This is a genomic window from Pseudomonas sp. OV546, from assembly GCF_900116845.1.
Lineage (GTDB): Bacteria > Pseudomonadota > Gammaproteobacteria > Pseudomonadales > Pseudomonadaceae > Aquipseudomonas > Aquipseudomonas petroselini.
Genome location: NZ_FPCE01000009.1, coordinates 198469 through 222976, shown reverse-complemented (window position 1 = coordinate 222976; position 24508 = coordinate 198469). Strand labels below are relative to the sequence as shown.

The 24508-nt window shown below is 61.2% G+C and carries 29 protein-coding genes and 1 pseudogene; 9 read left to right on the top strand and 21 right to left on the bottom strand.

The window, feature by feature from the left end; all coding sequences use genetic code 11:
* Positions 1-119: 119 nt before the first annotated feature.
* The 7 genes from BM403_RS21095 to BM403_RS21065 all read right to left on the bottom strand — a co-directional run bounded on the left by BM403_RS21095 (position 120) and on the right by BM403_RS21065 (position 8098).
* Entirely contained in the window at positions 120-941 is an 822-nt protein-coding gene (locus BM403_RS21095) for a hypothetical protein (RefSeq protein ID WP_093544576.1), read from the bottom strand.
* Between the two features lie 18 nt (positions 942-959).
* Positions 960-1307 carry a DUF2493 domain-containing protein gene (locus BM403_RS21090; RefSeq protein ID WP_043205330.1) on the bottom strand — a complete coding sequence of 116 codons (348 nt, stop codon included), beginning with the start codon at positions 1305-1307 and terminating at the stop codon, positions 960-962.
* 65 nt (positions 1308-1372) lie between these two features.
* Complete coding sequence (gene mgtA, locus BM403_RS21085; RefSeq protein WP_093544573.1) at positions 1373-4087, bottom strand: magnesium-translocating P-type ATPase; 2715 nt, start codon at positions 4085-4087, stop codon at positions 1373-1375.
* A 724-nt stretch (positions 4088-4811) separates the two neighbouring features.
* Positions 4812-5423, bottom strand: a complete 612-nt coding sequence (locus BM403_RS21080) for a LysE family transporter (RefSeq protein WP_012724141.1) — start codon at positions 5421-5423, stop codon at positions 4812-4814.
* 72 nt (positions 5424-5495) lie between these two features.
* A complete protein-coding gene (locus BM403_RS21075; protein ID WP_012724142.1) occupies positions 5496-6287 on the bottom strand; it encodes an AraC family transcriptional regulator in 792 nt (263 codons plus the stop codon).
* Between the two features lie 43 nt (positions 6288-6330).
* Positions 6331-6801 (bottom strand): arsenate reductase ArsC, encoded by a 471-nt coding sequence (locus BM403_RS21070; RefSeq protein WP_046034200.1) that lies wholly within the window; start codon positions 6799-6801, stop codon positions 6331-6333.
* A gap of 13 nt (positions 6802-6814) precedes the next feature.
* Positions 6815-8098, bottom strand: coding sequence for an arsenic transporter (locus BM403_RS21065; RefSeq protein WP_093544570.1), 1284 nt, complete (start codon positions 8096-8098; stop codon positions 6815-6817).
* Between the two features lie 250 nt (positions 8099-8348).
* Here BM403_RS21065 and BM403_RS21060 point away from each other — a divergent pair, with 250 nt between their 5' ends.
* The 4 genes from BM403_RS21060 to BM403_RS21045 all read left to right on the top strand — a co-directional run bounded on the left by BM403_RS21060 (position 8349) and on the right by BM403_RS21045 (position 10167).
* Complete coding sequence (locus BM403_RS21060; RefSeq protein WP_043205333.1) at positions 8349-8564, top strand: hypothetical protein; 216 nt, start codon at positions 8349-8351, stop codon at positions 8562-8564.
* A gap of 71 nt (positions 8565-8635) precedes the next feature.
* Positions 8636-9331, top strand: coding sequence for an AzlC family ABC transporter permease (locus BM403_RS21055; RefSeq protein ID WP_012724146.1), 696 nt, complete (start codon positions 8636-8638; stop codon positions 9329-9331).
* The gene (locus BM403_RS21050; protein WP_012724147.1) at positions 9328-9639 is read left to right on the top strand and encodes an AzlD domain-containing protein; all 312 of its coding nucleotides are present in this window, start codon (positions 9328-9330) and stop codon (positions 9637-9639) included. Before BM403_RS21055 ends, BM403_RS21050 begins: the two co-directional genes overlap by 4 nt.
* 174 nt (positions 9640-9813) lie before the next feature.
* Entirely contained in the window at positions 9814-10167 is a 354-nt protein-coding gene (locus BM403_RS21045) for a hypothetical protein (RefSeq protein WP_043205334.1), read from the top strand.
* Between the two features lie 143 nt (positions 10168-10310).
* Here the strand turns inward: BM403_RS21045 and BM403_RS21040 are convergent, their stop codons facing one another.
* The 8 genes from BM403_RS21040 to BM403_RS21005 all read right to left on the bottom strand — a co-directional run bounded on the left by BM403_RS21040 (position 10311) and on the right by BM403_RS21005 (position 18638).
* On the bottom strand, positions 10311-11015 hold the full coding sequence (locus BM403_RS21040; protein ID WP_012724149.1) for a YoaK family protein: 705 nt from the start codon (positions 11013-11015) through the stop codon (positions 10311-10313).
* A gap of 69 nt (positions 11016-11084) precedes the next feature.
* A complete protein-coding gene (locus tag BM403_RS21035; RefSeq protein WP_093544567.1) occupies positions 11085-12707 on the bottom strand; it encodes an ABC-F family ATP-binding cassette domain-containing protein in 1623 nt (540 codons plus the stop codon).
* 124 nt (positions 12708-12831) lie between these two features.
* Positions 12832-13869 (bottom strand): DNA topoisomerase IB, encoded by a 1038-nt coding sequence (locus BM403_RS21030; protein ID WP_093544564.1) that lies wholly within the window; start codon positions 13867-13869, stop codon positions 12832-12834.
* 78 nt (positions 13870-13947) lie between these two features.
* Positions 13948-15027, bottom strand: a complete 1080-nt coding sequence (modC, locus tag BM403_RS21025; RefSeq protein WP_093544677.1) for a molybdenum ABC transporter ATP-binding protein — start codon at positions 15025-15027, stop codon at positions 13948-13950.
* A gap of 5 nt (positions 15028-15032) precedes the next feature.
* Entirely contained in the window at positions 15033-15713 is a 681-nt protein-coding gene (modB, locus tag BM403_RS21020; RefSeq protein ID WP_046034197.1) for a molybdate ABC transporter permease subunit, read from the bottom strand.
* Complete coding sequence (gene modA, locus BM403_RS21015; protein WP_093544561.1) at positions 15714-16472, bottom strand: molybdate ABC transporter substrate-binding protein; 759 nt, start codon at positions 16470-16472, stop codon at positions 15714-15716. It abuts the gene before it with no gap.
* A 119-nt stretch (positions 16473-16591) separates the two neighbouring features.
* Positions 16592-17650, bottom strand: coding sequence for an NAD(P)H-dependent flavin oxidoreductase (locus BM403_RS21010; protein ID WP_093544559.1), 1059 nt, complete (start codon positions 17648-17650; stop codon positions 16592-16594).
* 109 nt (positions 17651-17759) lie between these two features.
* A complete protein-coding gene (locus BM403_RS21005; protein ID WP_093544556.1) occupies positions 17760-18638 on the bottom strand; it encodes an alpha/beta fold hydrolase in 879 nt (292 codons plus the stop codon).
* A gap of 173 nt (positions 18639-18811) precedes the next feature.
* On the opposite strand from BM403_RS21005, the gene BM403_RS21000 reads away from it, so the two are divergent.
* A complete protein-coding gene (locus BM403_RS21000; protein WP_046034194.1) occupies positions 18812-19390 on the top strand; it encodes a CGNR zinc finger domain-containing protein in 579 nt (192 codons plus the stop codon).
* On the opposite strand, the gene ada is transcribed toward BM403_RS21000, so the two are convergent.
* The 4 genes from ada to BM403_RS20980 all read right to left on the bottom strand — a co-directional run bounded on the left by ada (position 19387) and on the right by BM403_RS20980 (position 21672).
* On the bottom strand, positions 19387-20433 hold the full coding sequence (gene ada, locus BM403_RS20995; RefSeq protein ID WP_046034193.1) for a bifunctional DNA-binding transcriptional regulator/O6-methylguanine-DNA methyltransferase Ada: 1047 nt from the start codon (positions 20431-20433) through the stop codon (positions 19387-19389). The genes BM403_RS21000 and ada overlap by 4 nt on opposite strands.
* Before the next feature lie 75 nt (positions 20434-20508).
* Positions 20509-21174, bottom strand: coding sequence for a DNA oxidative demethylase AlkB (alkB, locus tag BM403_RS20990; RefSeq protein ID WP_012724159.1), 666 nt, complete (start codon positions 21172-21174; stop codon positions 20509-20511).
* Between the two features lie 4 nt (positions 21175-21178).
* Positions 21179-21346, bottom strand: a complete 168-nt coding sequence (locus tag BM403_RS31925; RefSeq protein WP_012724160.1) for a hypothetical protein — start codon at positions 21344-21346, stop codon at positions 21179-21181.
* Positions 21347-21369: 23 nt separating this feature from the next.
* Positions 21370-21672, bottom strand: a complete 303-nt coding sequence (locus BM403_RS20980; protein WP_003191319.1) for a DUF1883 domain-containing protein — start codon at positions 21670-21672, stop codon at positions 21370-21372.
* Positions 21673-21885: 213 nt separating this feature from the next.
* On the opposite strand from BM403_RS20980, the gene BM403_RS20975 reads away from it, so the two are divergent.
* From BM403_RS20975 to BM403_RS20965, 4 genes and pseudogenes are all read left to right on the top strand, one after another.
* Entirely contained in the window at positions 21886-22239 is a 354-nt protein-coding gene (locus BM403_RS20975; RefSeq protein WP_012724161.1) for a hypothetical protein, read from the top strand.
* A gap of 161 nt (positions 22240-22400) precedes the next feature.
* Positions 22401-22499, top strand: a pseudogene (locus BM403_RS32255) (cytochrome c4); the annotation flags it as partial.
* A complete protein-coding gene (locus BM403_RS20970) occupies positions 22496-23419 on the top strand; it encodes a c-type cytochrome (protein WP_175538091.1) in 924 nt (307 codons plus the stop codon). The pseudogene BM403_RS32255 and the gene BM403_RS20970, both read left to right, overlap by 4 nt.
* A gap of 77 nt (positions 23420-23496) precedes the next feature.
* A complete protein-coding gene (locus tag BM403_RS20965; protein WP_093544553.1) occupies positions 23497-23727 on the top strand; it encodes a hypothetical protein in 231 nt (76 codons plus the stop codon).
* Between the two features lie 9 nt (positions 23728-23736).
* Here BM403_RS20965 and BM403_RS20960 read toward each other — a convergent pair whose 3' ends face one another.
* Both BM403_RS20960 and BM403_RS20955 read right to left on the bottom strand, forming a co-directional pair.
* The gene (locus BM403_RS20960; RefSeq protein ID WP_012724165.1) at positions 23737-24018 is read right to left on the bottom strand and encodes a YgdI/YgdR family lipoprotein; all 282 of its coding nucleotides are present in this window, start codon (positions 24016-24018) and stop codon (positions 23737-23739) included.
* 142 nt (positions 24019-24160) lie between these two features.
* On the bottom strand, positions 24161-24346 hold the full coding sequence (locus tag BM403_RS20955) for a hypothetical protein (RefSeq protein ID WP_012724166.1): 186 nt from the start codon (positions 24344-24346) through the stop codon (positions 24161-24163).
* Between the last annotated feature and the right edge of the window lie 162 nt (positions 24347-24508).

Below are 24508 nucleotides of genomic sequence, written 5' to 3'. Positions count from 1 at the left end.
GAAGATGCCCGCAGTGCCGCCGCCTTCGCAGCCTCGCCGGGGCTCGACAGCTCCCACACTTGATCTTCGTCTTCGATGAAAAACGGTGTCTGTAGGCGCCACCGAAGTACAGGTGGCCGCTAGAAACGCAGCGTGGCGCCGGTGGTCAGCCATTGTGCACGCTCGCCGATCAGGCTGCGCCCGACCACCAAGTCGATGTCGACATATTCGCCCAAATGAAACCTCGGCCCGGCCTGCCAGGCCTGATCACCGCCTTCCTGGCCGTAACGCTCGGCGATCAGCGTCAGCAAGGGCGCTGCCTGATATTCAAAACCCGTGCCCCAGGTCAGGCGGTGTTGCTGATCACCGTCGTTGTAGGCATGGGACCAACCGGCATTCAGGTTAAGTCGCAGTGCCTCCAGCGGCTGCCACGTCAACGGGATGTTGACGTCGGCGCCATCAAACCCGTGCCGGCGATCCAGTGCAAAGTGCGCGCCGGCTGCCACGGCCATTTGCAGCCCCAGGTCATCCCGTGACCACACCTGTGCCTTGAGCTGCGGGCTCACCTGGGTTTCGCGCGTGTCTGTGCTGCTGGCGCGTGACAGCGCCGCGCCCCACTGCACCGACGGCATCGCGGCGAAGGTGCAGGCCGGTGACAGCGTTTCATTATGGGTACTGCCGTCGTGCCGGTTCGCGGTGGACCAGGCGTCGATGTTGCATTCGCCTGGCGCATTGATTGCGCCGTCGTCGACCCCATAAGCACCACCGGCCGCGTTGGCTTTTGACAGAACGGCAAGCGTCAACAACGTGCCCAGGGTCAGCCCGATAAAGATCAGGTTGCGCTGCAATGCGCGACGCTTGGCCGGCGGCAGTAGCAGTAAGGTGTGGCGTGCGCCTCGGGCCTGACGCGCACGGTATTTGGCAAACCCGTCCTTGCGCAGTGGAAGGTGTTTTTTGTGCATGATGCACCTCGCTTGAATTCAGCTTTCTACGGTCAGCACCGAAATGCCGTTGGCTTTGGCCTGGCAAACCAGCTCGCAGGTGTCGTCCCCGCCTGGCAGGGCGATGACCACGTCAGGGCGGCTGTCGGTCAGCATGAAATGGTTGCGCTGACGTTCCGCCTGCTTGCCGTGGCGTTGCCAGTTGGGCGGGTAGCGCACCACGTCGATGCCCAGTTCCCGCGCCCACTCCTCGACGTCGCTGCCGAGGAATTGGTTGCCGCCGTGGATCAGTACCTGCACCGGGCGCAGGCGGTGGTAAGCGTCCAGCACTTGGCGGGACATTTTGGTGTCGGCGTAATGACGACCTGCACAGATCAAGACGCGCATAAGGTATTTCCTTGTAGTGCGCGGTGGCGGCCGGGCGACCGCCACCGTTTAAACGGCGGGGGCGATCAGTACCACTGCTTGAAGCGGCGGATGTAGATCGTCTTCATCAGTTGGGCCACGCAGCAGTAGCTGACCAGGGTGCCTGCCAGCCATGGGAAGTACGCCAGCGGCAGTGGTTGCAGGCCCACCAGGGTGCCCAGCGGCGAGAACGGCACGTAGATCCCCAGTACGATCACCACGCAGGTCATCATCAACACCGGCCACGCGGCGGTGCTCTGGAAGAACGGGATCTTGCGGGTGCGCAGCATGTGCACCACCAGGGTTTGCGAGAGCAGGCCCTCGATAAACCAGCCGGACTGGAACAGGGTCTGCATTTCCACGCTATTGGCCGCGAACACGTACCACATCAGCGCAAAGGTGGTGATGTCGAAGATCGACGAGGTCGGCCCGATCCAGATCATGAAGCGACCTATGTTTTTCGCATCCCACTTGCGCGGCTTGGCCAGGTATTCCTTGTCCATCTTGTCCCACGGCAGGGCCAGCTGGGAGATGTCGTACATCAGGTTCTGCAGCAGCAGGTGGATCGACAGCATCGGCAGGAACGGAATGAACGCACTGGCCACCAGCACCGAGAACACGTTGCCGAAGTTGGAGCTGGCGGTCATGTTCAGGTACTTCATGATATTGCCGAAGGTTTCGCGGCCCTTGAGCACGCCTTCTTCCAGCACCATCAGGCTCTTTTCCAGCAGGATGATGTCGGCCGATTCCTTGGCAATGTCCGTCCCGCTGTCGACCGAGATACCCACGTCGGCATCGCGCAGCGCTGGCGCATCGTTGATGCCGTCACCGAGGAAGCCCACGGTGTGGCCGTTGGCTTGCAGCGCCTTGAGCACCCGCGACTTCTGCAGCGGCGTGAGCTTGGCGAACACCGTGCGTTCTTCCACGCGGCGCAGCAGGGTGGCGTCGTCCATCGCTTCGATTTCAGCCCCCAGCAGCGGTTGGCCGGGTTCCAGGCCGACCTGGCGGCAGATCTTGCTGGTGACCACGGCGTTGTCGCCGGTCAGTACCTTGACCGCCACACCGATCTGTTGCAGTGCCGCAATCGCCGGGCCAGCGGTTTCCTTCGGTGGATCGAGGAAGGTCAGGAAGCCCTGGATCACCAGGTTGCGCTCATCGGCGGTGGTGTATTGCTGGCGTGCCATTGATTTAGGGATGTGACGGCTGGCCACCACCAGCACACGGAAACCGTCTTCGTTGTAGTCGTTGGCAAGCGCCAATAACACTTCACGGCGACGCTCATCCAGCGGCACGGCTTTACCGGCTTCCATCACATGCGTGGAAATGCTCAGCATCTCTTCCACGGCGCCTTTGCACACCAACAGCTGGTCGTCGGCAGCATCCTTGACCACGATCGACAGGCGACGGCGGACGAAGTCGAAGGGCAATTCATCGACCTTGCGGTACGCGAACGGCACCTGGAACTTCGGGTTCTGCTCGGCAAACTGCACCACCGCCTGGTCCATCAGGTTCTTCATGCCGCTCTGGTGATAGCTGTTGAGCCAGGCCAGGGACAGCACCGCCTCATCTCGCTGGCCGAAAGCGTTGACGTGATGTTCGAGGATGATCTTGTCCTGGGTCAGGGTGCCAGTCTTGTCGGTGCACAGCACGTCCATCGAACCGAAGTTCTGGATCGCGTTGAGGCGCTTGACCACCACTTTGCGCTTGGCCATGGCGGTGGCGCCCTTGGCCAGGTTGGCGCTGACGATCATCGGCAGCATTTCCGGGGTAAGGCCGACCGCAACCGCCAAGGCAAACAGAAAGGCATCGCCCCAGTCGCCCTTGGAGAAACCGTTGAGGAAGAACACGATCGGCACCATTACCAACATGAAGCGGATCAGCAACCAACTGACACTGTTCACCCCACGGTCGAAGGCGGTTTGCACCCGCGAGCCGACAATCGCCTTGGCCAGGGAGCCAAAGTAGGTGCGCGGCCCGGTCGCGACCACCACGGCTTTGGCGCGGCCGCTGACCACGTTGGTGCCCATGAAGCAGATGTTGGGCAGGTCCAGCAGGTTGCCTTGGTCGGCGGTCACCGGCCCGGCGGATTTCTGCGTGACATCGCCAAGGGTGTCGTACTTCTCCACTGGCAAGGCTTCGCCGGTCAACACGGCCTGGCTGATGAACAGGTCGCGGGATTCGATCAAGCGGATATCGGCCGGGATCATGTCGCCGGCCGACAGTTGCACGATATCGCCAGCCACCAGCTCGCGCATCGGTACTTCGCGCAGGGTCGGTTGGGCGCCCACTTGCTCACGGCGCAGCACGGTGGCTGTGGTGCGCACCATGGCTTTCAGGGCTTCGGCGGATTTGGCCGAGCGGTGTTCCTGCCAGAACCGCAGCAGGCTGCTGAGCAGCACCATGGTCATGATAATGATGACTTTGGTGGGGTCCGCGTCTTCGCCGTCCTGCATCGGCAGCCAGCAATCGGTGAAGAAGCTGATGCCGCCCAGGGTCAGCAGTACGTAGATGAACGGGTTGTTCAGTGCCTGCAGGAACTGGACGATGGCGTGAGGCGGCTTGTCGTGGGCGACTTCGTTGTAGCCTTCCCGTTGCAGGCGGGCGCTTGCATCCAACTCGGTCAAGCCGTCCTGGGTGGCACGCACGTTCGCCAGGGTGGCCGACAGCCCGTTGTGGGCTTCGCGGGCGGCACGCATCGACAGTTTGATGTCAGCGGCGGTGCTGGTTTTTTTGTTCAATGGGACGTTTTTTACGGCGCTCATGGTGTGTGCTCCTGTCGCCAACTTTTCGACAAAACATACCCGGTACTTACCTGAATACAGGCGAGCGAAAGCATGCCGAGTCGCTAACTTCGCGATCGGTTTAAATGAGGTGCTTACATAACTTCTACTGGCGCGTTAGTTAACGAGCGCGCAGCGGACTACAACTGGAATGGTTCATAAAGAACTCCAGGGTTTAATCAGGAAACGGCTGTTTCAGTGGGGTTGAATGGCGCGAGCGCTCAGCAAAAACCCAGGCTGAAAACCTTCGGTCTCTGTGGGTCTTGGGGGGAGGGTGCGACACCGGTCGTGCGCTGCGGGAGAAACACCACGCAGGTAACACAACGCTTGGCGCGCAGGGCTGCGGCCAGTGTAGATGGATCGGGCAAAGCATGGGTTTTGAAGGTCATAACACACCTCGGGACCGGACGGGCGACCGGCGAGGCAGTTACGGTGGAGCATCGAGCTCTAGCGCAGCTTACCGGACCGGGAAGCGAGTCCTGTCATATTCTGGGTTTGGCGCCCGATGCCCGCTGATGCGGAGCTCGGACAGCGACTAGATACTGTGTCCATTGGCTTCTTTTGTGAGGTTTAAAAAAGGCCCAAGTTGCGGGCACGGGCAATCTACTCAGACGGTTACAAAATGTCAACGCATGATTAATTAAATGATCCGCTGTTCAGAGTTCATTCAGACAAGAGGCGTTCGAAAGTGAGTGTGTATATAACTTTATATACCCAGTGCCGCGAGAACTGACAGATAGATCAGTACTATCCCGCAAGTGCCATAACTGATGCGTTGCCACAACGGTGATGCGTTCTTGCGCAGCAGGTTGACCAGCGCTGCGATCAGAAAACACGACAGCACCGACGCCAGCATGAACCCGGCGAAAAACATCAGCGTCTGCCCGTGGCTCGGCGTGGCACCGACGATGCCCGACAGCGCACTGCCCAGCGCGCCCCAGTAGACAATATTCTTCGGGTTGGCCAGGGAAATCGCCGCGCCCACGGCCAGCGCATTTTGCCGGGTGGTGGTGGGGGCATCGTCTGGTTCTGGCAGTTTCCACGCATCGATCAGGCTACGGACGCCCAGCCAGGCCAGGTACAGCGCGCAGACAACGGTCAACGGCACGCGCACCGCGTCATGCTGGATCAACAGGGCGATTCCGGTCAGGCCGATCACCGCCCACACTGCGTCGCCGACCAGGGAGCCGAACTGCACCAGCAGCGCCGGGGTGAACCCGTGGAGTAAGCCACGGCGCAAAGTCTCCGCCAGCACCGCGCCGGGCGACAGGCAAAACACAAAACCGAATATCAGCGCGTAGAAAAAGATCGTCAGCATGCCCGCATTCCTTCAAGAGAGGGGGGCAGTTTGGCGATAAGCAGGGACGCTGTCTTGGACCAGATTGCGCTGTCAGCGCTTCAACACGCTTTGATAGCGACCGGGTGTGATGCCGTAGGCGGCGCGGAAGTGCCGATTGAGATGGCTTTGGTCGGCAAACCCGAGGTCGTGGGCGATGTCGGATACCGCCACGCCTGCCCGCAACAGGCCCTTGGCCCGACGGGTGCGTAACTGCATGGCCCACTGACGCGGGCTCAGCCCGGTTTCTTTCTGGAACGTGCGCAGCAGGTGGAACTTGGTCAACCCCAGTTCATTGCTAAGCTGCTCCAAGGGCAATGTTTGATGCAGGTGTTCGGCGAGCAATGCCTGGGCGCGGCTGATCAGGTGTTTGCCTGGGGCGGCGCTGCCCGCGAGGCGCACGCCACTGAGGCTGACCACCTCACCGAGCAACAGGACCAAGGCGTCTTCGTTCAGTTCGCGGGCCCGCGCCTCATCGCTCAATGCGCTTCGTACGGTCTGCGCCAGTCGCCGGGCGAGGTCCGGCTGAACACACAGCGAGCGATCGAACTCCACGTGTACCAGCCCGAGGTCGGCGGCCAATTGGTCGGCGTTGACGTACAGGCTCACAAACTGCCACGGCGCGCCATTCGCTGCACCCCCGCCCTGGATCTGCCCAGGGTTGTACAAGGTAATCGACCCCGGCCCGGCGTCGAATTCCCGGCGGTCCAGCCAGACCTTTTCCTCGCCGACCAGGTTCACGCCGATCACGCATTCATCATGACTGTGGCGGGCAAAGGTCAGGCCGGTGCAGACGGTGCTGCTGATTTCGTAGGGGCCCAGCCAGGCGTGTTGCACGGCGCTCATCGATTCGACTCGGGCAAGGGCAGGGTGGTCATGGTTCCTCCGGTTACAGCAGTGCAATGCGCGCCAGTTCAGCGTTGCGTTCCGCAGGGCTGAGGCGGTCAAATGGCACGGCAAAAAACGCCCGGCAGCGCGTGGCAATGATCGCCAGGGTGGCGTCGAATGCAGCTTGCACACTCGCCTCATCACCGAGCACATCCGAAGGGTCTGCCAAGCCCCAATGCGCCTTCATGGCGGGCCCGAAGTACACCGGGCAGGCTTCGCCGGCCGCCTTGTCGCACACGGTGATCACCACATCCGGCGGGCTGTCTGCAAAGGCCTCGTTACCCTTGCTGTAGAGGCCCTCGGTGCTGATGCCCGCCGCCTGTAGCGTACTCAGGCTGCGCGGCAGGACCTGGCCCTTGGGAAAGCTGCCGGAGCTGATCGCCTCAAAACCCGGCGGCGCCAGGTGGTTGAATACTGCTTCGGACAAGATGCTGCGGCAACTGTTGGCGGTGCACATGAACAGGACTTTCATTGCGGTATCTCCGTCAGACACTCAGGCGCACGGCGAGGGCGGCAAGGGTGATCAACAACACCGGCAACGTCAGTACGATGCCGACCTTGAAGTAGTAGCCCCAGGTGATGGTGATGCCCTTGCGCGCAAGAATATGCAGCCACAGCAACGTGGCCAGGCTGCCGATCGGGGTGATTTTCGGGCCCAGGTCGCTGCCGATGACGTTGGCGTAGATCATCGCGTCCTTGACCACGCCCACGGCATGGCTGGACTCGATGGACAGCGCGCCGATCAACACCGTCGGCAAGTTGTTCATCGCCGAGGACAGCAGCGCCGTCAGCACCCCTGTGCCCATGGCTGCGCCCCACACGCCGTAAGTGGCAAAGGTGTCGAGCCAGGTCGCCAGGTAGGTGGTGAGGCCGGCGTTACGCAAGCCGTACACCACCAAGTACATCCCGAGCGAAAAGATTACGATCTGCCACGGTGCTTCCTTCAGCACTTTGCGTGTGGAGATCTTGTGGCCCTTGGCGGCGATCACCAGCAGGAGCACGGCGCAGACGGCGGAAATCGCGCTGATGGGAATGCCCAGCGGTTCCAGGGCGAAGCAACCGACCAGCAGGATGCCCAGCACCCACCAGCCGGCGCGGAAGGTGGCGCGGTCGTGGACGGCGCTGGCGGGGTCTTCGAGGTCGGCTGGGTCGTAGGTCTGGGGGATATCGCGACGGAAGAACCACAGCAACACCGCCAGCGTAGCTGCGACGCTGACAAAGTTGACCGGCACCATCACCGCCGCATATTCGTTGAAGCCGATCTTGAAATAGTCCGCCGAGACGATATTGACCAGGTTCGACACCACCAGCGGCAGGCTTGCGGTGTCGGCGATAAAGCCTGCGCCCATGACGAATGCCAGGGTCGCTGCCGGGGAGAAGCGCAGGGCCAACAGCATCGACATCACGATCGGCGTAAGGATCAGCGCCGCGCCGTCGTTGGCGAACAGGGCCGACACCAGCGCGCCGAGCAATACCATATAAGCAAACAGGCGACGGCCGCGGCCACGGCCCCAGCGCGCTACGTGCAAGGCGGTCCAGGCAAAGAAGCCGGCCTCGTCCAGCAGCAGGCTGATGATGATCAACGCGACAAAGGTCCCGGTGGCATTCCAGATGATGTGCCACACCACCGGGATGTCGGCCAGGCTGATCACGCCAGAGCCCAGGGCCAGGATGGCGCCCATTGTTGCACTCCAGCCGACGCCCAAGCCCTTGGGCTGCCAGATGACCAGTACGATGGTGAAGATGAAAATGCCAATTGCGACAAGCATGGGTTAACGCTCCGATGGCTCAGCAGGTGCTGCTGGCGCGCTGTGGTAGGTGGTGCAGAGCATGGATCAGTTCGCGGACGCAAAGTTCGCATGCCAGAGGGTTCGATAGCGGCATGGCTGAAGTATCGGTCAAATGCTGTATCAATTGATATGGATCAAATCCCTTGAAATACGCCACAAGTGTTTGAAATTAAAATGAAACATGAATGTCCTAAAGTGCCTCCCCATTGCTGATGAAGGAAGACCCCGCGTGACCCGTGCCACTCGCAACCTGCGCAAGACCCTGGATTCCGTCGCGGATAATAACGAAACCGCGGCGTTCGACTTGATGCGCGCGGTCGAAAAACTCGGCGATGAAGTGCTGCGCCAGCGCCTGCTCAATACCATTCACCGGCTCAACCAGGACGCCCACGAATTGCGCGAAGCACGCGACTCGGTGGAGCAAGTGTCTGTCAGGCTCGCCTGAGCAAGATCGTTCAAGACAAGTCCCTTGTTGCGCTGGCATGCTTGTCGACTGTCTGTCGATGAGCCGTTTCCATGCCTACCGCCTTACCTCATTACGCCTTCGCTCGCGGCGCAATCGCCGTGATTCCGCTGTCCCTGGCCTGTGCGCCGTGGGGGCTGCTCGCCGGTTCCATGGCCATTGATGCGCAGTTCAGCCCATTGGAAGCCCAGGGCTTGTCCGCCATCGTGTTTGCCGGCGCTGCGCAACTGGTCGCTATCGGCATGGTCAAGAGCGGCGCCAGCCTGATTTCCATTGTGCTGACCACCTTGCTGCTCACCTCCCAGCATTTGCTCTACGGCATGCACTTGCGCCCGATCCTGTCGCCCCTCAACACCCGCTGGCGCATGAGCCTGGGCTTTCTGCTCACCGATGAATTCTTCGCCCTGGTCAGCCACTACGACCGCGAGACGTTCAATCGCTGGTACGCCCTGGGCGTGGGCCTGACGTTTTATATCGCCTGGAACCTGTTCACCCTGGCCGGCATCGTGCTCGGTAAAAGCATTCCCGGCCTCGATCAACTGGGCCTGGAGTTTTCCATCGCTGCGACGTTTATCGCGTTGATTACGCCGGTGGTGCGTGACATCCCCACGGTGGTCTGCGTGGCGGTGTCGCTGCTGTTTTCGGTGTGGCTGAGTTTCCTGCAGTGGGAGTCGGCGGTGGTGGTGTCCGGCGTGCTGGGCATGAGCGCAGGGTATGCCTGCAAGCGACTGGGAGTGGGGCAGCGATGATCTACATCATGATTGTGGCGATGGGCCTGGTGGTCTTCCTCAACCGTTACCTGTTTATCGAGCCGCGCCTGCCGGTGCGTCTCAACCGCGGTGCGCGGGAGTTTCTCGGGTTTGCGGTGCCGGGCATGCTCACGGCGATTTGCGGACCGATCATCTTTCTCGCCGACCACCAGCTTAACCTGAGCCCGGCCAACCCTTATTTGCTGGCGGGTATCAGCGCGGTGGCGTTGATGTTCTGGACGCGTAACGTGCTGATGACCGTGCTGCTGAGCATGACGTTGTTCTACCTGTTCCGCTGGTTGCTCTGACAAGCACCCAGCAAAAAAAAGCCCGCGGGAGAGCGGGCAGAAGGGATACTTCTAAAAATGAGCGTGGCCACTATAGGCCGCGTTTTCCGTCTTTACAGTGAAACAAAGTTCATGCATCCGGCAGTCCGGCGCGCGGCAATGGTACAGTCGCGTTTTTTCCAACGGAGCAATGGCATGCACAAGGTGGTAATTGGCGCACTGGTACTGGCGGCCCTGGCCGGTTGCGCGGGTTCGAAGATGAAAGAGGCGCGTGCAGGCACGCCCTACAAGACCCTGGCTTCGGACAAGGCCACCCTGGTAGTTGCCGAATGCGTCCAGTTCGGCTGGCAGGACGAAAGCGTCTTCGGCGTTGACGCCGGTGGCTTCAAGGAGCCGATCGGCGCGGGCGGTTTTACCGTCTACACCACCGCGGGTGATTACTTCGCCGACGTGCAAAGCGCGGGTACCGGTTCGACCATCAACTACTACGCCGCACAAGACAACATGCCGGCCAAGCGTCGTTTGGCCGCACTCGCGACCTGCCTGTAGGCGAATGCCTTAGTCGTTTTAGGAAATGCCTGGCACGACAGCCGCGAGGCATTAGCTTATGATTCACCGGCTCGCCCGACATGATGGCTCTTTACCAGTACACGGACGTCGAGGCCTAAGCGTCGGGCGAGCATCTTCTTTTTTCAGCGCGGCATGTAACCCAGGTGCCAACGGCGTGGGATTTTCAGCGAGATCAGCCCCAGCAACCCCGCCAATACGCCGCTGACCAGCAGCGCCTTCAGGCCCAGCTGCTGCTCCAACAGCGCGCCAATGACTGCCCCCACGAACATCCCGCCCCACGGGATCAACTGCACACGCCAGCCACTGCGGCGCTCCCCCAGCAGCCAGCGTCCCAGCCCGCGACCAAAGCGGGAAAGCGCGCCGGTGACGTAAGTCAGCCCTACCGGCAGCCCGTTGACCTCTTCCACAGCGGCATTGAGCATGCCCATCGCGACGATCGCCGCCAGCAGCGCAGGCAACGTATCGGCGAACGGCAGGAATGCCGCACCGCATAACAGGGCGGCAATACACAACAGCAAGGGCAACGCATGGCGGCGGCTCAGCCGGCTGACCACTACCCCCAAGGCGTTGCCGACGATAAATGTCGCAACCAGCAACAACAGGCGCCCGGTCAGGCCAAGCTCTCCCGCGCTGATTGCCACCGCCAGGCGCGTGGTATTGCCGCTCATGAACGAAACAAAGTCGCCGCTTGCCATGAAACCGATGGCATCGGTCATGCCCGCCAGTACCGACAGGCTGGCCACCAGCATCAGCCCGACCCGACCACGCCAGCGCTGTCGATGGGCAAGTGCAGCGTTGGCGTAGGGCTTGCGGGGCGAAGGCAGCATAGGACCGGGTTCCTCGGTGAGATTATACGGCCACTACCGTAGGACGCTTTCAGCGCGTATGCAATGACCTCAAACACACTGCAGGGACCAACCCGTGCGATGCCAGTCGAGGTAATGCGTCGGCCTGATCGTTTGCACAAACGCCGGGTCATGGGACACCACAATGATTGCCCCGGTAAACCCCTGCAGCGCCTGCTCAACCGCCGTCACCGATTCCAGGTCCAGGTGGTTGGTCGGCTCGTCCAGCAACAGCAGCTGCGCGGGCTCCTCGCGCCACAGGGCAATGGCCATGGCTGCCTTTAATCGTTCGCCACCACTGAGCTGCCCGACCGGCTGGGTCACCCGCAAGGCATCCAGTTGCAGCAAAGCCAGGCGCGTGCGCAATGGGGCTTCGGCCAGTGGCGTGTCGAGCAGGTTGAGCTGTTCAACGATGGAGCGTTGATCGTCCAGCAGTGCGAGGTGTTGATCAATGTAGGCAGTGGGCACCGTCACCCGGCACTCCCCGCTCACCGCCCGCCATGCTCCCGCCAATACCTTGAGCAGTGTGGACTTGCCACAGCCGTTGGGCCCACGCACCGCGACGCGCACCGGGCCGGCGAGTTGGACGTTGAGGCGGCTCGACGGCAGCCAAGGCAATTCTAGGTCTATCAGGGACACCACCTGGCGACCGCCGGGCACTGCGGAAGCGGGCAACGCCAACAGCGTCGGCGTTTCCTCCATGACCCGTTCGTAGGCCTCGCGCACCTGGGCATCCAGGTCATGTTTGCGCTGCTCGTGCGCGCTGCGCAGGGTGTGGACGATTTCCGTGGCGGCGCCTTTCCAGCGTGCCTGGGTGAATCGGTCGACGTTGGCGGTCTCGGCGTGTTTGCGTGAGCGAGCGGCATTGCGCTGCAGGCTGTCATGATCTTTTTGCAGGCGCCGACGTTCGCGGCTGCGCGCCAGGCGGGCGTGTTCCAGTGCGCAGACGGCGGCCTGTTGTTCGGCATTGCGCTGGTGCCGATAGGCATCGTAGTTGCCGCCATACACGTGGACGCCGAGGGGCGACAGTTCAACGATGCGTGCCATGGTGTTGAGCAATTGTCGATCATGACTGACCACCACCAGGCCGCCGCGCCACTCACTGAGCTGGCGCAGCAGCCATGCACGGCCATCGCTGTCGAGGTGGTTGGTGGGCTCGTCGAGCACCAGCAGGTGTGGCGCAGCCAATAGCGCGCCGATAACCGCAATCCGTGCCAACTGACCGCCGCTGAGTGTATCGGCCGGGGTGTCGACACCAAGCGCTTCCAGGCCCGCTGCATCCAGGGCGTTGCGCAAGCGTTCGGCCAGGTCCCAACGGTCGTCGATCAACTCAAGATCATCGACCTGCGCCGTGCCTTGGGCCATGCGCCCAAGGGCTGACAAGATCGCGGTGGTGCCGGTGAGGTCGGCAATGCTCGCGCCTGGCGCAACCACGGGGTTCTGCGCCACATAGACCACAGTGGCCGTACCATTGCGGGTGCCGGAGGAGGGCGACAGCAGCCCGGCGATCACGTGGGCCAGGAGACTTTTACCGCATCCGTTACGCCCCACAATGCCGGTGGGGGTGTGATCGATGGACAGGCTCAGGTCGTCCAGCAAGGTCTCGCCATTGGCGAACTGGACACTCAGGTGTTGCAGGGAAACAAGCGCGGGCAGCCGGTTGACGTCAGTCATCAGCACCTCCAAAAAAATGTCGGACAGGCCAACAAGCGCGCCAGGCGGCTTGTTGCAGATACATTTTGGAAGGCTTAGTGGTTCACGTCGGCGATCGTCCTGCGAATCAGAAGGGAGGCAAAGCCTAACCCGCCTTGGCTTTTTTCGGCAAGTCCGCCGCCAGTTGTTCAAGGAACATCGCCAAGGCGACCTCTTCGGCCCTGAGCCCTTTGCGCAGTCGCGGCTTAGGCAGCTTGGAGAGTTCACCCAGGCTGAAATGCTCCAGTACGGCGGGGTGGATGTAGCACTTGCGGCACACCGCCGGGGTGTTGCCCAGCTGCTTGGCGACGTCCTTGACCATCGCCACGACGTGTCGCTTGGCATCGGACTCAGGCTGCCACTCCAATTCCCGCAACACCGCCAGCGCCATGGCCGTGCCGGCCCAAGTGCGGTAGTCCTTAGCGGTGAAGTCCGCACCGGTGAGGCTGTGCAGGTATTCATTCACGTCCTGGGAGCTGACAGTGTGCCGCTCGCCGTCTTCGTCCAGGTACTGGAACAGGTTCTGCCCCGGCAATTCCAGGCAGCGCTTGACCACCGTGGCCAGGCGCCGGTCCTTGACGCTGATCTGATGCTCCACGCCACTCTTGCCGCGAAACTGGAACTGGATCTCGCTGCCTTTCACATCCACATGGCGGGTGCGCAGGGTGGTCAGCCCGTAGGATTTGTTGTCCCGCGCATATTGGGTATTGCCGACGCGGATCAGCGTGGCGTCCAACAGCATCACCACGGTGGCCAAGACTTTTTCGCGAGTGAAGCCAGGCTCGGCGATTTTCGCTTCCAACTGTTTGCGTAATGTCGGCAGGGCGTTGCCGAATTCCTGCAACCGGGCGTACTTGTCGCTGTCGCGCACTTCACGCCAACGCGCGTGATAGCGGTACTGCTTGCGCCCGCGTGCATCGCGGCCGGTGGCTTGCAGGTGGCCGCGCGGGTCGGCGCAGATCCACACATCGGTGTAGGCCGGTGGGACCGCCAGGGCGTTGAGGCGCTTGATCTCATCGGCGTCGGTGATGCGTACGCCCTTGGGGTCGAAATACTGGAACTTGCCGCGCACCGTCTTGCGACGGATGCCAGGCTGGGTGTCGTCAACGTAATGCAGGTCGCGGGGCAGCGCAGAGTCGGACATGGGACGGGTTCCTTGGCAACAAATCAGGCCGGTATGTCTGATTGACCGCAGCCGTATGCGGTCGTGCCAAAAGGTTGTTCACGCCAGCACGGCGACCGCCTTGATCTGCGCCCACAGCGTCTGGCCGGGGTGCAATTGCAGTTGGTCGCGGGAAAAGCGCGTGATGCGCGCCAGCAACGGCGTGCCCCCCGCGTCCAGGCGCACCAGCACGTGCGCGCTGTTGTCCGCCGAGATCTCCTGAATGACCGTCACCGGCAAGCGGTTGAGGATGCTGCTGTGTTCCTCGGCCTGCAGGCTCAGGCTGACATCACGCGCCTGCACCTTGATGCGCAGCGCTTTGCCCACGGCCAGCGGTGCATGGGCCACACGCATGTGCAGGGCGCTGGCGGGCAGCTGCAGGGTGAGCAACTGGTAGTGATCGTCGTAGGCGTTGACCGTGCCGTTGATCACCACACCTGCGTCGTCGCCCAACGCCAGGGGCAGGTCCAGCCGCGCCAGGGTTTCGCCGATGGGGCCGCTGGCCAAGGCCTTGCCGTCGCTGAGCAACACGATGTGATCGGCCAGGCGCGCCACCTCATCCTGAGCATGGCTGACATACAGTACCGGGATATCCAGCTCATCGTGCAGGCGTTCGAGGTACGGCAGGATCTCGCCTTTGCGCTGGCTGTCGAGGGCGGCCAGCGGCTCGTCCATCAACAGCAGGCTTGGGCTGGTGAGCAACGCTCGGGCGATGCCGATGCGTTGGCGTTCACCGCCGGAGAGGTGCTGGGGATGGCGGTCAAGCAGGTGACCGATGCCCAGCAACTCGGTGGCCTGGGCCATGTCCACACGGCGCTGCTGCCGAGGAATGCGCTTGAGGCCGAACGCCAAGTTGTCCCGCACCGATAGATGCGCAAACAGGCTGGCCTCCTGAAACACGTAACCCAGCGCGCGCTTATGCGGGGGTACAAACCGCCCGTTGCGGCTGTCTTGCCAGACTTCATCGTTGATCTGGATAAAACCGTCTTCGGCGCGCTCCAGCCCGGCGATACAGCGCAGGCACGTGGTCTTGCCGGAGCCGGAATGCCCATACAACGCGGTCACCCCGCGGCCGGGCAGGTGCAGGTCGACGTCGAGGGCAAAGCCCGAATACTGGAGGTGCAGGCGTACATCAATCATCGACATCAGCTCCAGCCCATCTTGGTTTTACGGCTGGAATAGAGCGCCAGCAACACTAGGAACGCGAACACCACCATGGCGCCGGCCAGCCAATGGGCCTGGGCATATTCCATGGCTTCCACGTGGTCGTAGATCTGTACGGACACCACCCGGGTCTTGTCCGGGATATTGCCGCCGATCATCAGCACCACGCCGAATTCACCGACGGTGTGCGCAAAACCGAGGATCGAAGCGGTGATGAAGCCTGGACGCGCCAGGGGCAGGATCACGCTAAAAAACGTATCCCAGGGATTGGCGCGCAAGGTCGCCGCCACTTCCAGCGGGCGCGTGCCGATGGCGGAGAAGGCGTTTTGCAACGGCTGCACCACAAACGGCATGGAATAGATCACCGAGCCGATGACCAGCCCGGCGAAGCTGAAGGTTAGCGTGCCCAGGCCCAGCCACTGGGTGAACTGGCCGAAATAGCCATTGGGGCCCATGGTCAACAGCAGGTAGAAGCCGATCACCGTCGGTGGCAACACCAACGGCAAGGCGACGACGGCGCCGATGGGGCCGCGCCACCAGGAGCGGGTGCGCGACAGCCACAGGGCAATCGGAGTGCCGATAACCAGCAGGATCACGGTGGTCAGTGACGCCAGCTTGATGGTCAGCCAGATAGCGGAAAAATCGGCACTCGATAACGGCATTTACTTGGCCAGCTCGTAACCGTAGGACTTGATGACGGCAGCGGCTTTAGGCCCCTTGAGGTACTCAACCAGTGCCTTGGCAGCCGCGCTGTCCTTGCCCTTGTTGAGGATCACTGCGTCCTGTTTGATCGGGTCATGCATCGCGGCTGGAACAATCCAGGCCGAACCGCTGGTGACTTTGCCGTCTTTGTAGATCTGCGACAAGGAGACAAAACCCAGCTCGGCGTTGCCGGTGGACACGAACTGATAGGCCTGGGTGATGTTCTGGCCTTCGACGAGCTTGTCTTTGACCTTCTCGGTCAGACCTTCCTTGGCCAACACCTGGGTGGCGGCGAGGCCGTAGGGTGCGGCTTTGGGGTTGGCGATGGAGAGGTGCCGGAATTCATTTTTCTTCAGCACGTCACCTTTGGCGTCCACGTAGCCTTCTTTGGCCGACCACAGCGCGAGGGTGCCGACGGCGTAGGTGAAGCGTGAGCCCTTGACAGTGTCGCCTTCGGTTTCGAGTTTTTGCGGCGTGGTGTCGTCGGCGCTCAGGAACACTTCGAAGGGCGCGCCGTTCTTGATCTGGGTGTAGAACTGGCCGGTGGCACCGTAGGCGGCGACCAACTTGTGGCCGGTGTCTTTCTCGAAGTCGGCGGCAATCGCCTGGATCGGTGCGGTGAAGTTGGCGGCCACGGCCACCTGGACTTCATCGGCCTGCGCCGAACCGAAGGCGAGGGCAGCGACCAGGACGGCCAAGCGTGAGGCGTGAATCTTCATGAAGCAGCTCCTTTGAATCTGTACGGCTTGTTATAGGGAGAAGGCCTTACCGCTATGTATGGGAATATATAGCGGTTGGCCATTGCCGGTACAGTGCAAAGTTGCCACAGCTGAAGGTTCTAGTTGAACTTGGCCAACGCCTGCTCCGCCAGTTCGCGGGTCAGCTCATATGTGGTGATGTCTTTGCCCAGGCGCAGGGCCTGGCCGGACCACAGGTTACTGAAGCCGGCCTCATCCTTGGCCTTGAGCGGTATCAGCGCACCGCCGGAGGTCGGGAAGGCCGGCGCGGCCGGGTTGATCGCACCGAGCTCACGCATGACCCGGTTGACGATGCCGCGTGCGGGGCGACCGGTGAACAGGTTGGTCAGCGCGGTTTCGCTGGCCTGGGCGTGCCGCAGTGCGTGATGGTGGGACGCGGTGACATTGGCTTCGGGGGTAAACAGGTACGCCGTACCAATCTGCACCGCCGAGGCGCCCAGGGCGAATGCCGCGACAATCCCACGTGCATCACCGATACCGCCGGCGGCAATCACCGGCACGCTGACGGCGTCGACCACTTGCGGCACCAGGGCGAACAAGCCGATCTGAGTGTTGAGGTCATCGCTGAGAAACAAGCCACGATGCCCACCCGCTTCACTGCCCATGGCGATGATTGCATCGCAGCCGTGCTGTTCCAGCCAGAGGGCTTCTTCTACGGTGGTGGCCGAGGACAGCACTTTCGCACCCGTGGCTTTTACTCGGTCCAACAGGGATTTTTCCGGCAGGCCAAAGTGGAAACTGACCACCTCCGGGCGAAACTCTTCAACCACCTGGCAAGCCGCCTCGTTGAACGGTTCGCGGTTGGAGACCGGGGTTGGCGCGTCATAGTCGGCACCCAATTCGCGGTAGTAGGGCTCCAGCAACGCCTTCCAGCGTTGATCGCGCACTGCATCGGGCGCGGGCGGTTGGTGGCAGAAGAAATTGACGTTGATCGGCCGTGCGCCGGCCTGGCGGATAGTGCTCAGCGCGTCGCGCAGTTGCTCGATGCTCAGCGCGGCCGCCGGTAATGAACCCAGCGCACCCGCAGCGTTGGCGGCAATGACCATGGCCGTGGTGGTGCCGACGGCCATGGGGGCCTGGATGATCGGCACGTCGATGCCCAGCAGGTCGAGAATTCGGGTGTCTGGCCAGGTGCTCATGGAATGCGTCTCCAGCGTCAGTGAGGCTTTTCGCTGTTGTAACAGGGCCATTGGCACCCGGCCAGTCTGTTTTATTCACTGGACGAACGTGTGCGTTCGTGGTGCGCCATCAGTTGATGGCGTTGCCCAGTACCGCGTGAATCCGCTCGGCGATATGCGCCGCATGGGTTTCCAAGGCGAAGTGGCCGGTGTCCAGCAGTTCCACCACCGCGTTGGGGTTGTCGGTTTTATAGGCGTGCGCACCTGGCGGGATGAAGAACGGATCGTTCTGGCCCCAGATCACCAGTGTCGGCACTTGCGTGGCGTTGAAGAAGGTTTGGAATGCCGGGTAGAGCGTCAGGTTATTACGGTAGTCGAGGAACAGGTCCAGCTGGATCTCGTCGTTGCCGGGGCGCTGCATGAGCAGTACGTCGAGCATGTAGGCTTCGGGCGCCACCCGTTCGGGCTGATTCACACCATGCAGGTACTGGTAGCGCGTGCCTTCGAGGCTGTTCACGGCGTTGCGGATCACTTCACGGTTGGCTTGGCTCGGCTCGGCCCAGTAGGTACGAATCGGCGCCCAGGCATCGCCCAAGCCTTCCAGGTAGGCGTTGCCATTTTGCGACACCAACGCGCTGACCCGTTCCGGGTGCGCCACCGCCAGGCGCAGACCGACCGGCGCACCGTAATCGAAGACGTATAGGGCGTAGCGGCTCAACGCCAACGCCTCGACAAAATGCCCCACCGTGATCGCCAGGTTATCGAAACTGTAGAGGTAATCGCGTTCGGCCGGCACCTCGGTAAAGCCGAAACCCGGCAAATCCGGGGCGATCACCCGGAATCGCGTGGCGAGTAAAGGGATCAGGTCGCGGAACATATGCGACGAACTGGGGAAGCCATGCAGCAACAACATGACCGGGGCCGACGGAGCACCGGCCTCACGGTAGAACATGCGTACGCCGTCGACATCAACGTGACGGTAATGGATGACGGGGGCTGGAGTGGTCATGAGGTCTGCACCTTAGTAACTAGATTAAATTGATTTACGGGTTACCGTTTTTAAAAGCTGCGCCTGAATAGGTAACCTGTCAAACGTTTTATTCAGGTTATAAAATCATTTTATGTAACTACCCTTGAGAAGAAATACAGGTTACGATCCGCAGATGCTCAAGAGGATCCGCCATGACCACCCACGTACTTCCGGAACCCTATGTCCTTGCCGATGACCCGGTACTGGACATGCTCAATACCCGCGCCAATGTCGACGGTGAGCCCTTTGAGTTCTGGCAGGCCGACGCCGATGTCGAGCGCTGGCTGGTGCGCTTGGGCTGGGTGGAAGAGGGCGAGGTGCCGGCGTTTGACGCGGGGGCTTTACTGGCGACGGCCAGGACGCTGCGGGAAGTGATTCGAGTGTTGCTTGAGGCACGCAAGGCGGGCGAGCAGGCCGACCCCGCCGCGCTCAATGGTTTTTTGCGCAAGGCGGTCAGCCATCCGCAGCTCAGCTGGCCTGCGCCGGGTGAAGTGCACCTGGTGCGTCAACGCAAACGGCAAACGCCGGAGCAGTTTCTTTCACCGATTGCCGAAGCGGCTGCCGCCTTGCTGGTGGACGCAGATTTCAACTTGATCCGTACCTGCGAGCATCCCGACTGCGTGTTGTGGTTCTACGACCGTACCAAGGCGCATAAGCGTCGTTGGTGCAGCATGGCGTTGTGTGGCAACCGTCATAAAGTCGCCGAGTTTCGCAAGCGCAAGCTGGGTTAGGCCTCGCTTTCACGCGCCAGCAATTGCTGCTTGCGCTCCACGCCCCAGCGGTAGCCGGAGAGCTCGCCATTACTGCGTACTACGCGGTGACAGGGGATTGCCACTGCGATGCTGTTTGCACCACAGGCCTGGGCCACGGCGCGGAAGGACTTTGGCGCGCCGATGCGCTCAGCGATCTGCGCGTAGCTGGCTGTGCTCCCCGGAGGAATCTCACGCAAGGCTTGCCACACCCGCTCCTGAAACGCCGTGCCGCGCAGGTCCAGCGGCAGGTCCAGGCCGAGCGCGGGCGCTTCGATAAACCCCACGACCTGTGCGACCAACTGTTCGAAGCGCGGGTCGGCGCCGACCAGCTCGGCTTTGGGGAACTGATCCTGCAGGTCGCGCACCAGTTGGTCCGGGTCATCCCCCAGCAGAATCGCGCACACGCCACGGGTGCTTTGTGCCACCAGGATCGCACCCAGCGAGCACTGCCCGACGGCAAACAGAATCGCGTTGTTAGTGCCGCCGGCCTTGTAGTCACTGGGAGTCATGCCGAGCAATTGATTGGCCGATTCATAAAAACGGCTGTTGGAATTGAAGCCTGCGTCATACAGCGCATCCGTCACCGAGTGCGAGCCCTTGAGGCCATCGCGCACTTTGCGTGAACGATGGGCACTGGCGTAGCCCTTGGGGGTCAGGCCGGTGATGGCTTTGAACACGCGATGAAAATGGAAGGGGCTCAGTTTGGCGTGCGTGGCCAGCGTGTTCAGGCTGGGCGGGGTGTCGGCCTGTTCGATATGGCGGCAGGCGTCGGCCACCAGTTGCGCATGGTGCGCCGCAAGCTGGGTCTGGTCCCCGGCCGCGCGCTTGCTGGCGCGATAACCCGCGGCTTCGGCCTGTGCCGGGGTGTCGAAGAATTCGATATTTTCCGGGCGCGGCAAGCGCGAAGCGCTGCTGGGGCGGCAGTACACGCCGGTGGTCTTCACGCCGTAGACGAACAACGCATCGGCCTTGGGGTCGCGGGCGAGAATGGCTGCCCAGCGCGGATCTTGTTCGATACTCATGGTCGGCACTCTTGACGGTTCCTGGCCAGATTAGTCATGCCGTGAACCCATGGCACTCTGAAGCTTGCGGTCAAATCAGCCGGCGGTGCGAAAGGTCAGGTTGATGCGTTGCGGCCCCATGACCGGGTGCACGCCATCCTTGATCGGCATCACGCCGTGAAAACGCAGGCGGTCCACACCGCCCCAGACCACCACGTCGCCATGGAACAGCGAGACTTTCTGAGCCTTGGCACTGCGCTCATGCCCGCCAAACAGAAAAATCGCCGGTAACCCCAGCGACACCGACACCACCGGTTCGCTGTAGCGGCGCTCGTTCTTGTCCTGGTGCAGGGACATCTTTGCACCCGGTACATAACGGTTGATCAGGCAGGCGTCGGGGGCAAAGTCGACAAAGCCGGCGTCTGCCGCCGCCAGCACAGCCAATTGCCGCAAGGTGTCCGGCATGTGCGGCCAGGGCTGCTGGGTGCGCGGGTCGAGTGGTGAGTAGCGGTAACCGGAAGTGTCGGTGGTCCAGCCCAGGTCGCCGCAGCTGCTTAATGCGGCCGACATAGTGAAGCCACCGGGTGTGACCATTTGCCGGAAGGGTGATTGAGCCAGCACCTGCCGTAACTCCGGCAGAAGGCGCTCAATCCAGGGCAGGGCGTAGCCCCTGAGCACGTAGGACTGTTCGCCAATTTGTTCGCGCCCAGCGGGTTGCTGCAAGGCGTCATCGGCGAACAGGTCAGCGGTGGGGCCGGGCATCGGCTTACAGCGCCTTGCTCACATTGATGTCGGTGATTTCATCACTGGCATCGTGAATCTTCGCCAGGGCTTGCTTGGCTTCTTCGACGCTGTTGGTCTGCAGTTGAGCGAACTCAAAGCGGCGTTCGCCGTTGAGCTTGTACTTGATCACGTATTTGGTGGTGGCAGTCACGGCTATTTCCTTTGGATGGCGGATCAGCTCAGCTTGGAGCTGGTACGACGCACAATGCGGATCTTGTGGGACAGCGCGGGTTTGCGGGTCACGCTGATGGCGCGGCGCGTGACGACGTCCAGGGTGATGTTCCAGAACCCGGTGCTCGGCGCGGTGATTTTGGCTGGGAATTTGTCAAATGCGCCACCGTGGTAAGTGTGGCGGCCGCCGTTCTTGAAGCTGCGAAAATTCGCATCGCTCATCAGACGAATATTACAAGTCTGCGAGCATTCGATGACAACAATGTCTCCCTCGTTGAGGTGCTCGCGCTGGTGGATGAATTTCATTGGGGGTGTCTCCAGAAGGGCTTTTTCTGAAAAATCAGAACGATACGTAGGTTAAGATGGAGTTTATCAGCCCCAGCGCGTTTATTATCGGCCCGTCTTCAACGACGTCGACAATTTAAAACAGTTATTTACCGAGTTATCAGGGATAAATCCTACGTGGGCGGGAGAAAAATACCATCCCCGCTGTCGTAGGGTCTTTATCGGAGGTTTTATATGAAGTGGAGTGTGTTGGTTCTGGCCCTGGCGATTGGTGGGTGTGCTTCGGTTGCAGATATCAAGCAGACCCCGCCGACCTTGGCGGTCATTTCCGGGAAGAAACCTCAGGAATACGCCGCGTGTGTGGTACAGAAACTGTCGGCGACCCGCCGGCCGCCGCAGATCGAACCGCATAAGGACGGTGGCGTGCAGGTGATCGTGCCGCAAAAGTTTTCAGCCGACCCATCGGCGATTTTTGAAATTGATGAACGTTCCAGCGGTAGCAGCATCAAGCTCTACGAGAGTATGTCCAATGTGCCGATCCGTCCGGGTGACGTGAAAAAGGCTGGCGAAGAGTGCATTTCCGGCTGATAAAGCGCGCTTCACCCGCGACTCGAATCCGATAAAAGAGCCTGGCCCCGCACGCGTGGGGCCGGGCTTTTTTTATGACACGTTTTGAGTGTTGTCGCGACGGGCTCATTCCCCTACCATTTGTAGGCTTATGCCATAAACGCCTAAGCTTATAACTATAAAATGACTTGATGGGCCACATCGCCAAATCCCTCACGCCGGGGGAAGTACAGGGCGTGGCCGAGTATTTCGCGTCGCTTAAACAGGAGGCCAAGCCATGAGCCCGTTTATGCATGGCTTGGTGCTGGCGGCGTACGGTCTGTCGTCAGCGTATGCCGCCACGATTGCCATGGAAGATCAGTCGCAGTTGCCGCCATCCGCCAGCCACGCGGCGGTCGCTCAATTCCAACCGCCTCAAGAGCGCGATCTGCCTGACAACGCCTACGGCAAGCTGGTCAAGCAAGGCTACGCGCTGTTCGTGGATACCAAGCGCTTGGCGCCGACATTTGTCGGTAACGGACTCAATTGCAGCAATTGCCATCTGGATCAGGGCCGGTTGGCCCATTCGGCGCCGCTGTGGGCGGCCTACCCGATGTACCCGGCCTATCGAAAGAAGAATGACAAGGTCAATACCTTTGCCGAGCGGTTGCAGGGCTGTTTCCAGTTCAGCATGAACGGTGGCACCCCGCCGGCTGCTGATAGCCCCGAAATTACCGCACTCTCCGTGTATGCCTACTGGCTGGCGAGCAAGGCACCTTTGGGCGTGGAGTTACCGGGCCGTGGTTACCCGGACGTGGTCCAGCCGGCCAAGGGTTATGACCTGTCCCAAGGTGGGCAGGTGTACAAAGAGCAATGCGCCGTCTGCCACGGTGCCGAGGGGCAGGGCCAGAAGGTGGGTGACAGCTACGTAATGCCACCGCTCTGGGGTAAGGATTCCTACAATTGGGGGGCGGGGATGCACCGTATCAATACGGCGGCTTCTTTCATCAAGCACAACATGCCGCTGGGCAAGGGTGGCAGCCTGAGTGATCAGCAAGCCTGGGACGTGGCCGCCTACATCAACAGCCGCGAACGGCCGCAGGATCCGCGACTGGTGGAGGGTTCCGTGGAGAAAACCAGGGTTAAATTCCATGCCAATGACGGGATCAATCTTTACGGCCAAACCGTAGAAGGCGTGCTGATTGGGCAGGGCATCCGTTAAACTCTCGGTCAATCAATGCAAAAATGCCGCGCAAACTCTCGGTTTGTGCGGCATTTGTCTTTTTAGGGAAGTCTTTCATGAAGCGTGAACACGTCAGGGCGCGCCAGGACGAAGGCCAGATATCGGCCACTCACATCATCCAGAACCCAGCCGACCTGGGGGAGTGGATCGTTTTCTTCAAGAAAAGCGGCGGCCGCAGTTTTTTCCTGGTAGACGATCAGGATGAAGTCGAGTCTTTCCCGCGTCTGGATGAGCTGGTGGAGACTATCCGTGGCCTGGGAATCAAGTTTGCCGATATTCAGCTGTAGGCGTAACGCTTACTTGCAGACCACCACCACGCTGCGGCTTTTGAAGTTGCCCACGTCCTGGCCGAGGGTCTTTTCACTTTCCTTGAGCGAGGGTGTGCCTTCGGTGCCGACGATACGGTAGCCGGTGCCCGCACACGAAGCGTCAGCCTTTTCGTAGCAACTGGCCCAGGAATTGGCTTCGCCCGAGCAGTCGATGGTCAGGCCTTGTTCGCCGTTTTTCAGGAAGACGTCGGAAGTGGTGGTGCACCCGGCCAGGGTCAGTACCGCGGTCAGTGCCAGAATCTTGTTCATATAGGTTCATCATCGAGGGTGTTGGAGGGGCGCTGACACTGTCGTGGGGCGTTCCGGCGAGATTATAGCGAACTGCCATCTACGTACAGACAAACACAAAAAAGCCCCGTTCATCGGGGCTTTTTGCGCAGGGCGTTGACGCTTACTTGCCCTTGGGCCGTTTGCTCGATGCGTGGCCCGCTTCATCCACAAACACTTCGGCTACGGCAATAGCCTGGCTTTCGCTCGCGAATGCGCCAGCGACGCTGTCGCCGTGGAAGTTGATCAGGTGCCAGCCGTCCGCTCGCTTGGTGATCAGGTAGCCGTTCACGCCTTTTGGTTCTGACATCTATCAAGTATCTCGTGGTCTGGTTCAAGGGCGTAATGATAGCGCCAAATGTCGCGGGGCCGCGCAAGTTATTCTCGGTCAGTGTTCTGAGCCTGAAAGCATGCTAAAAAGGTTGCAGCCCTCTGAAAACAGGAGGTGCAGGCATTTTTTGCCGTGCCGGTG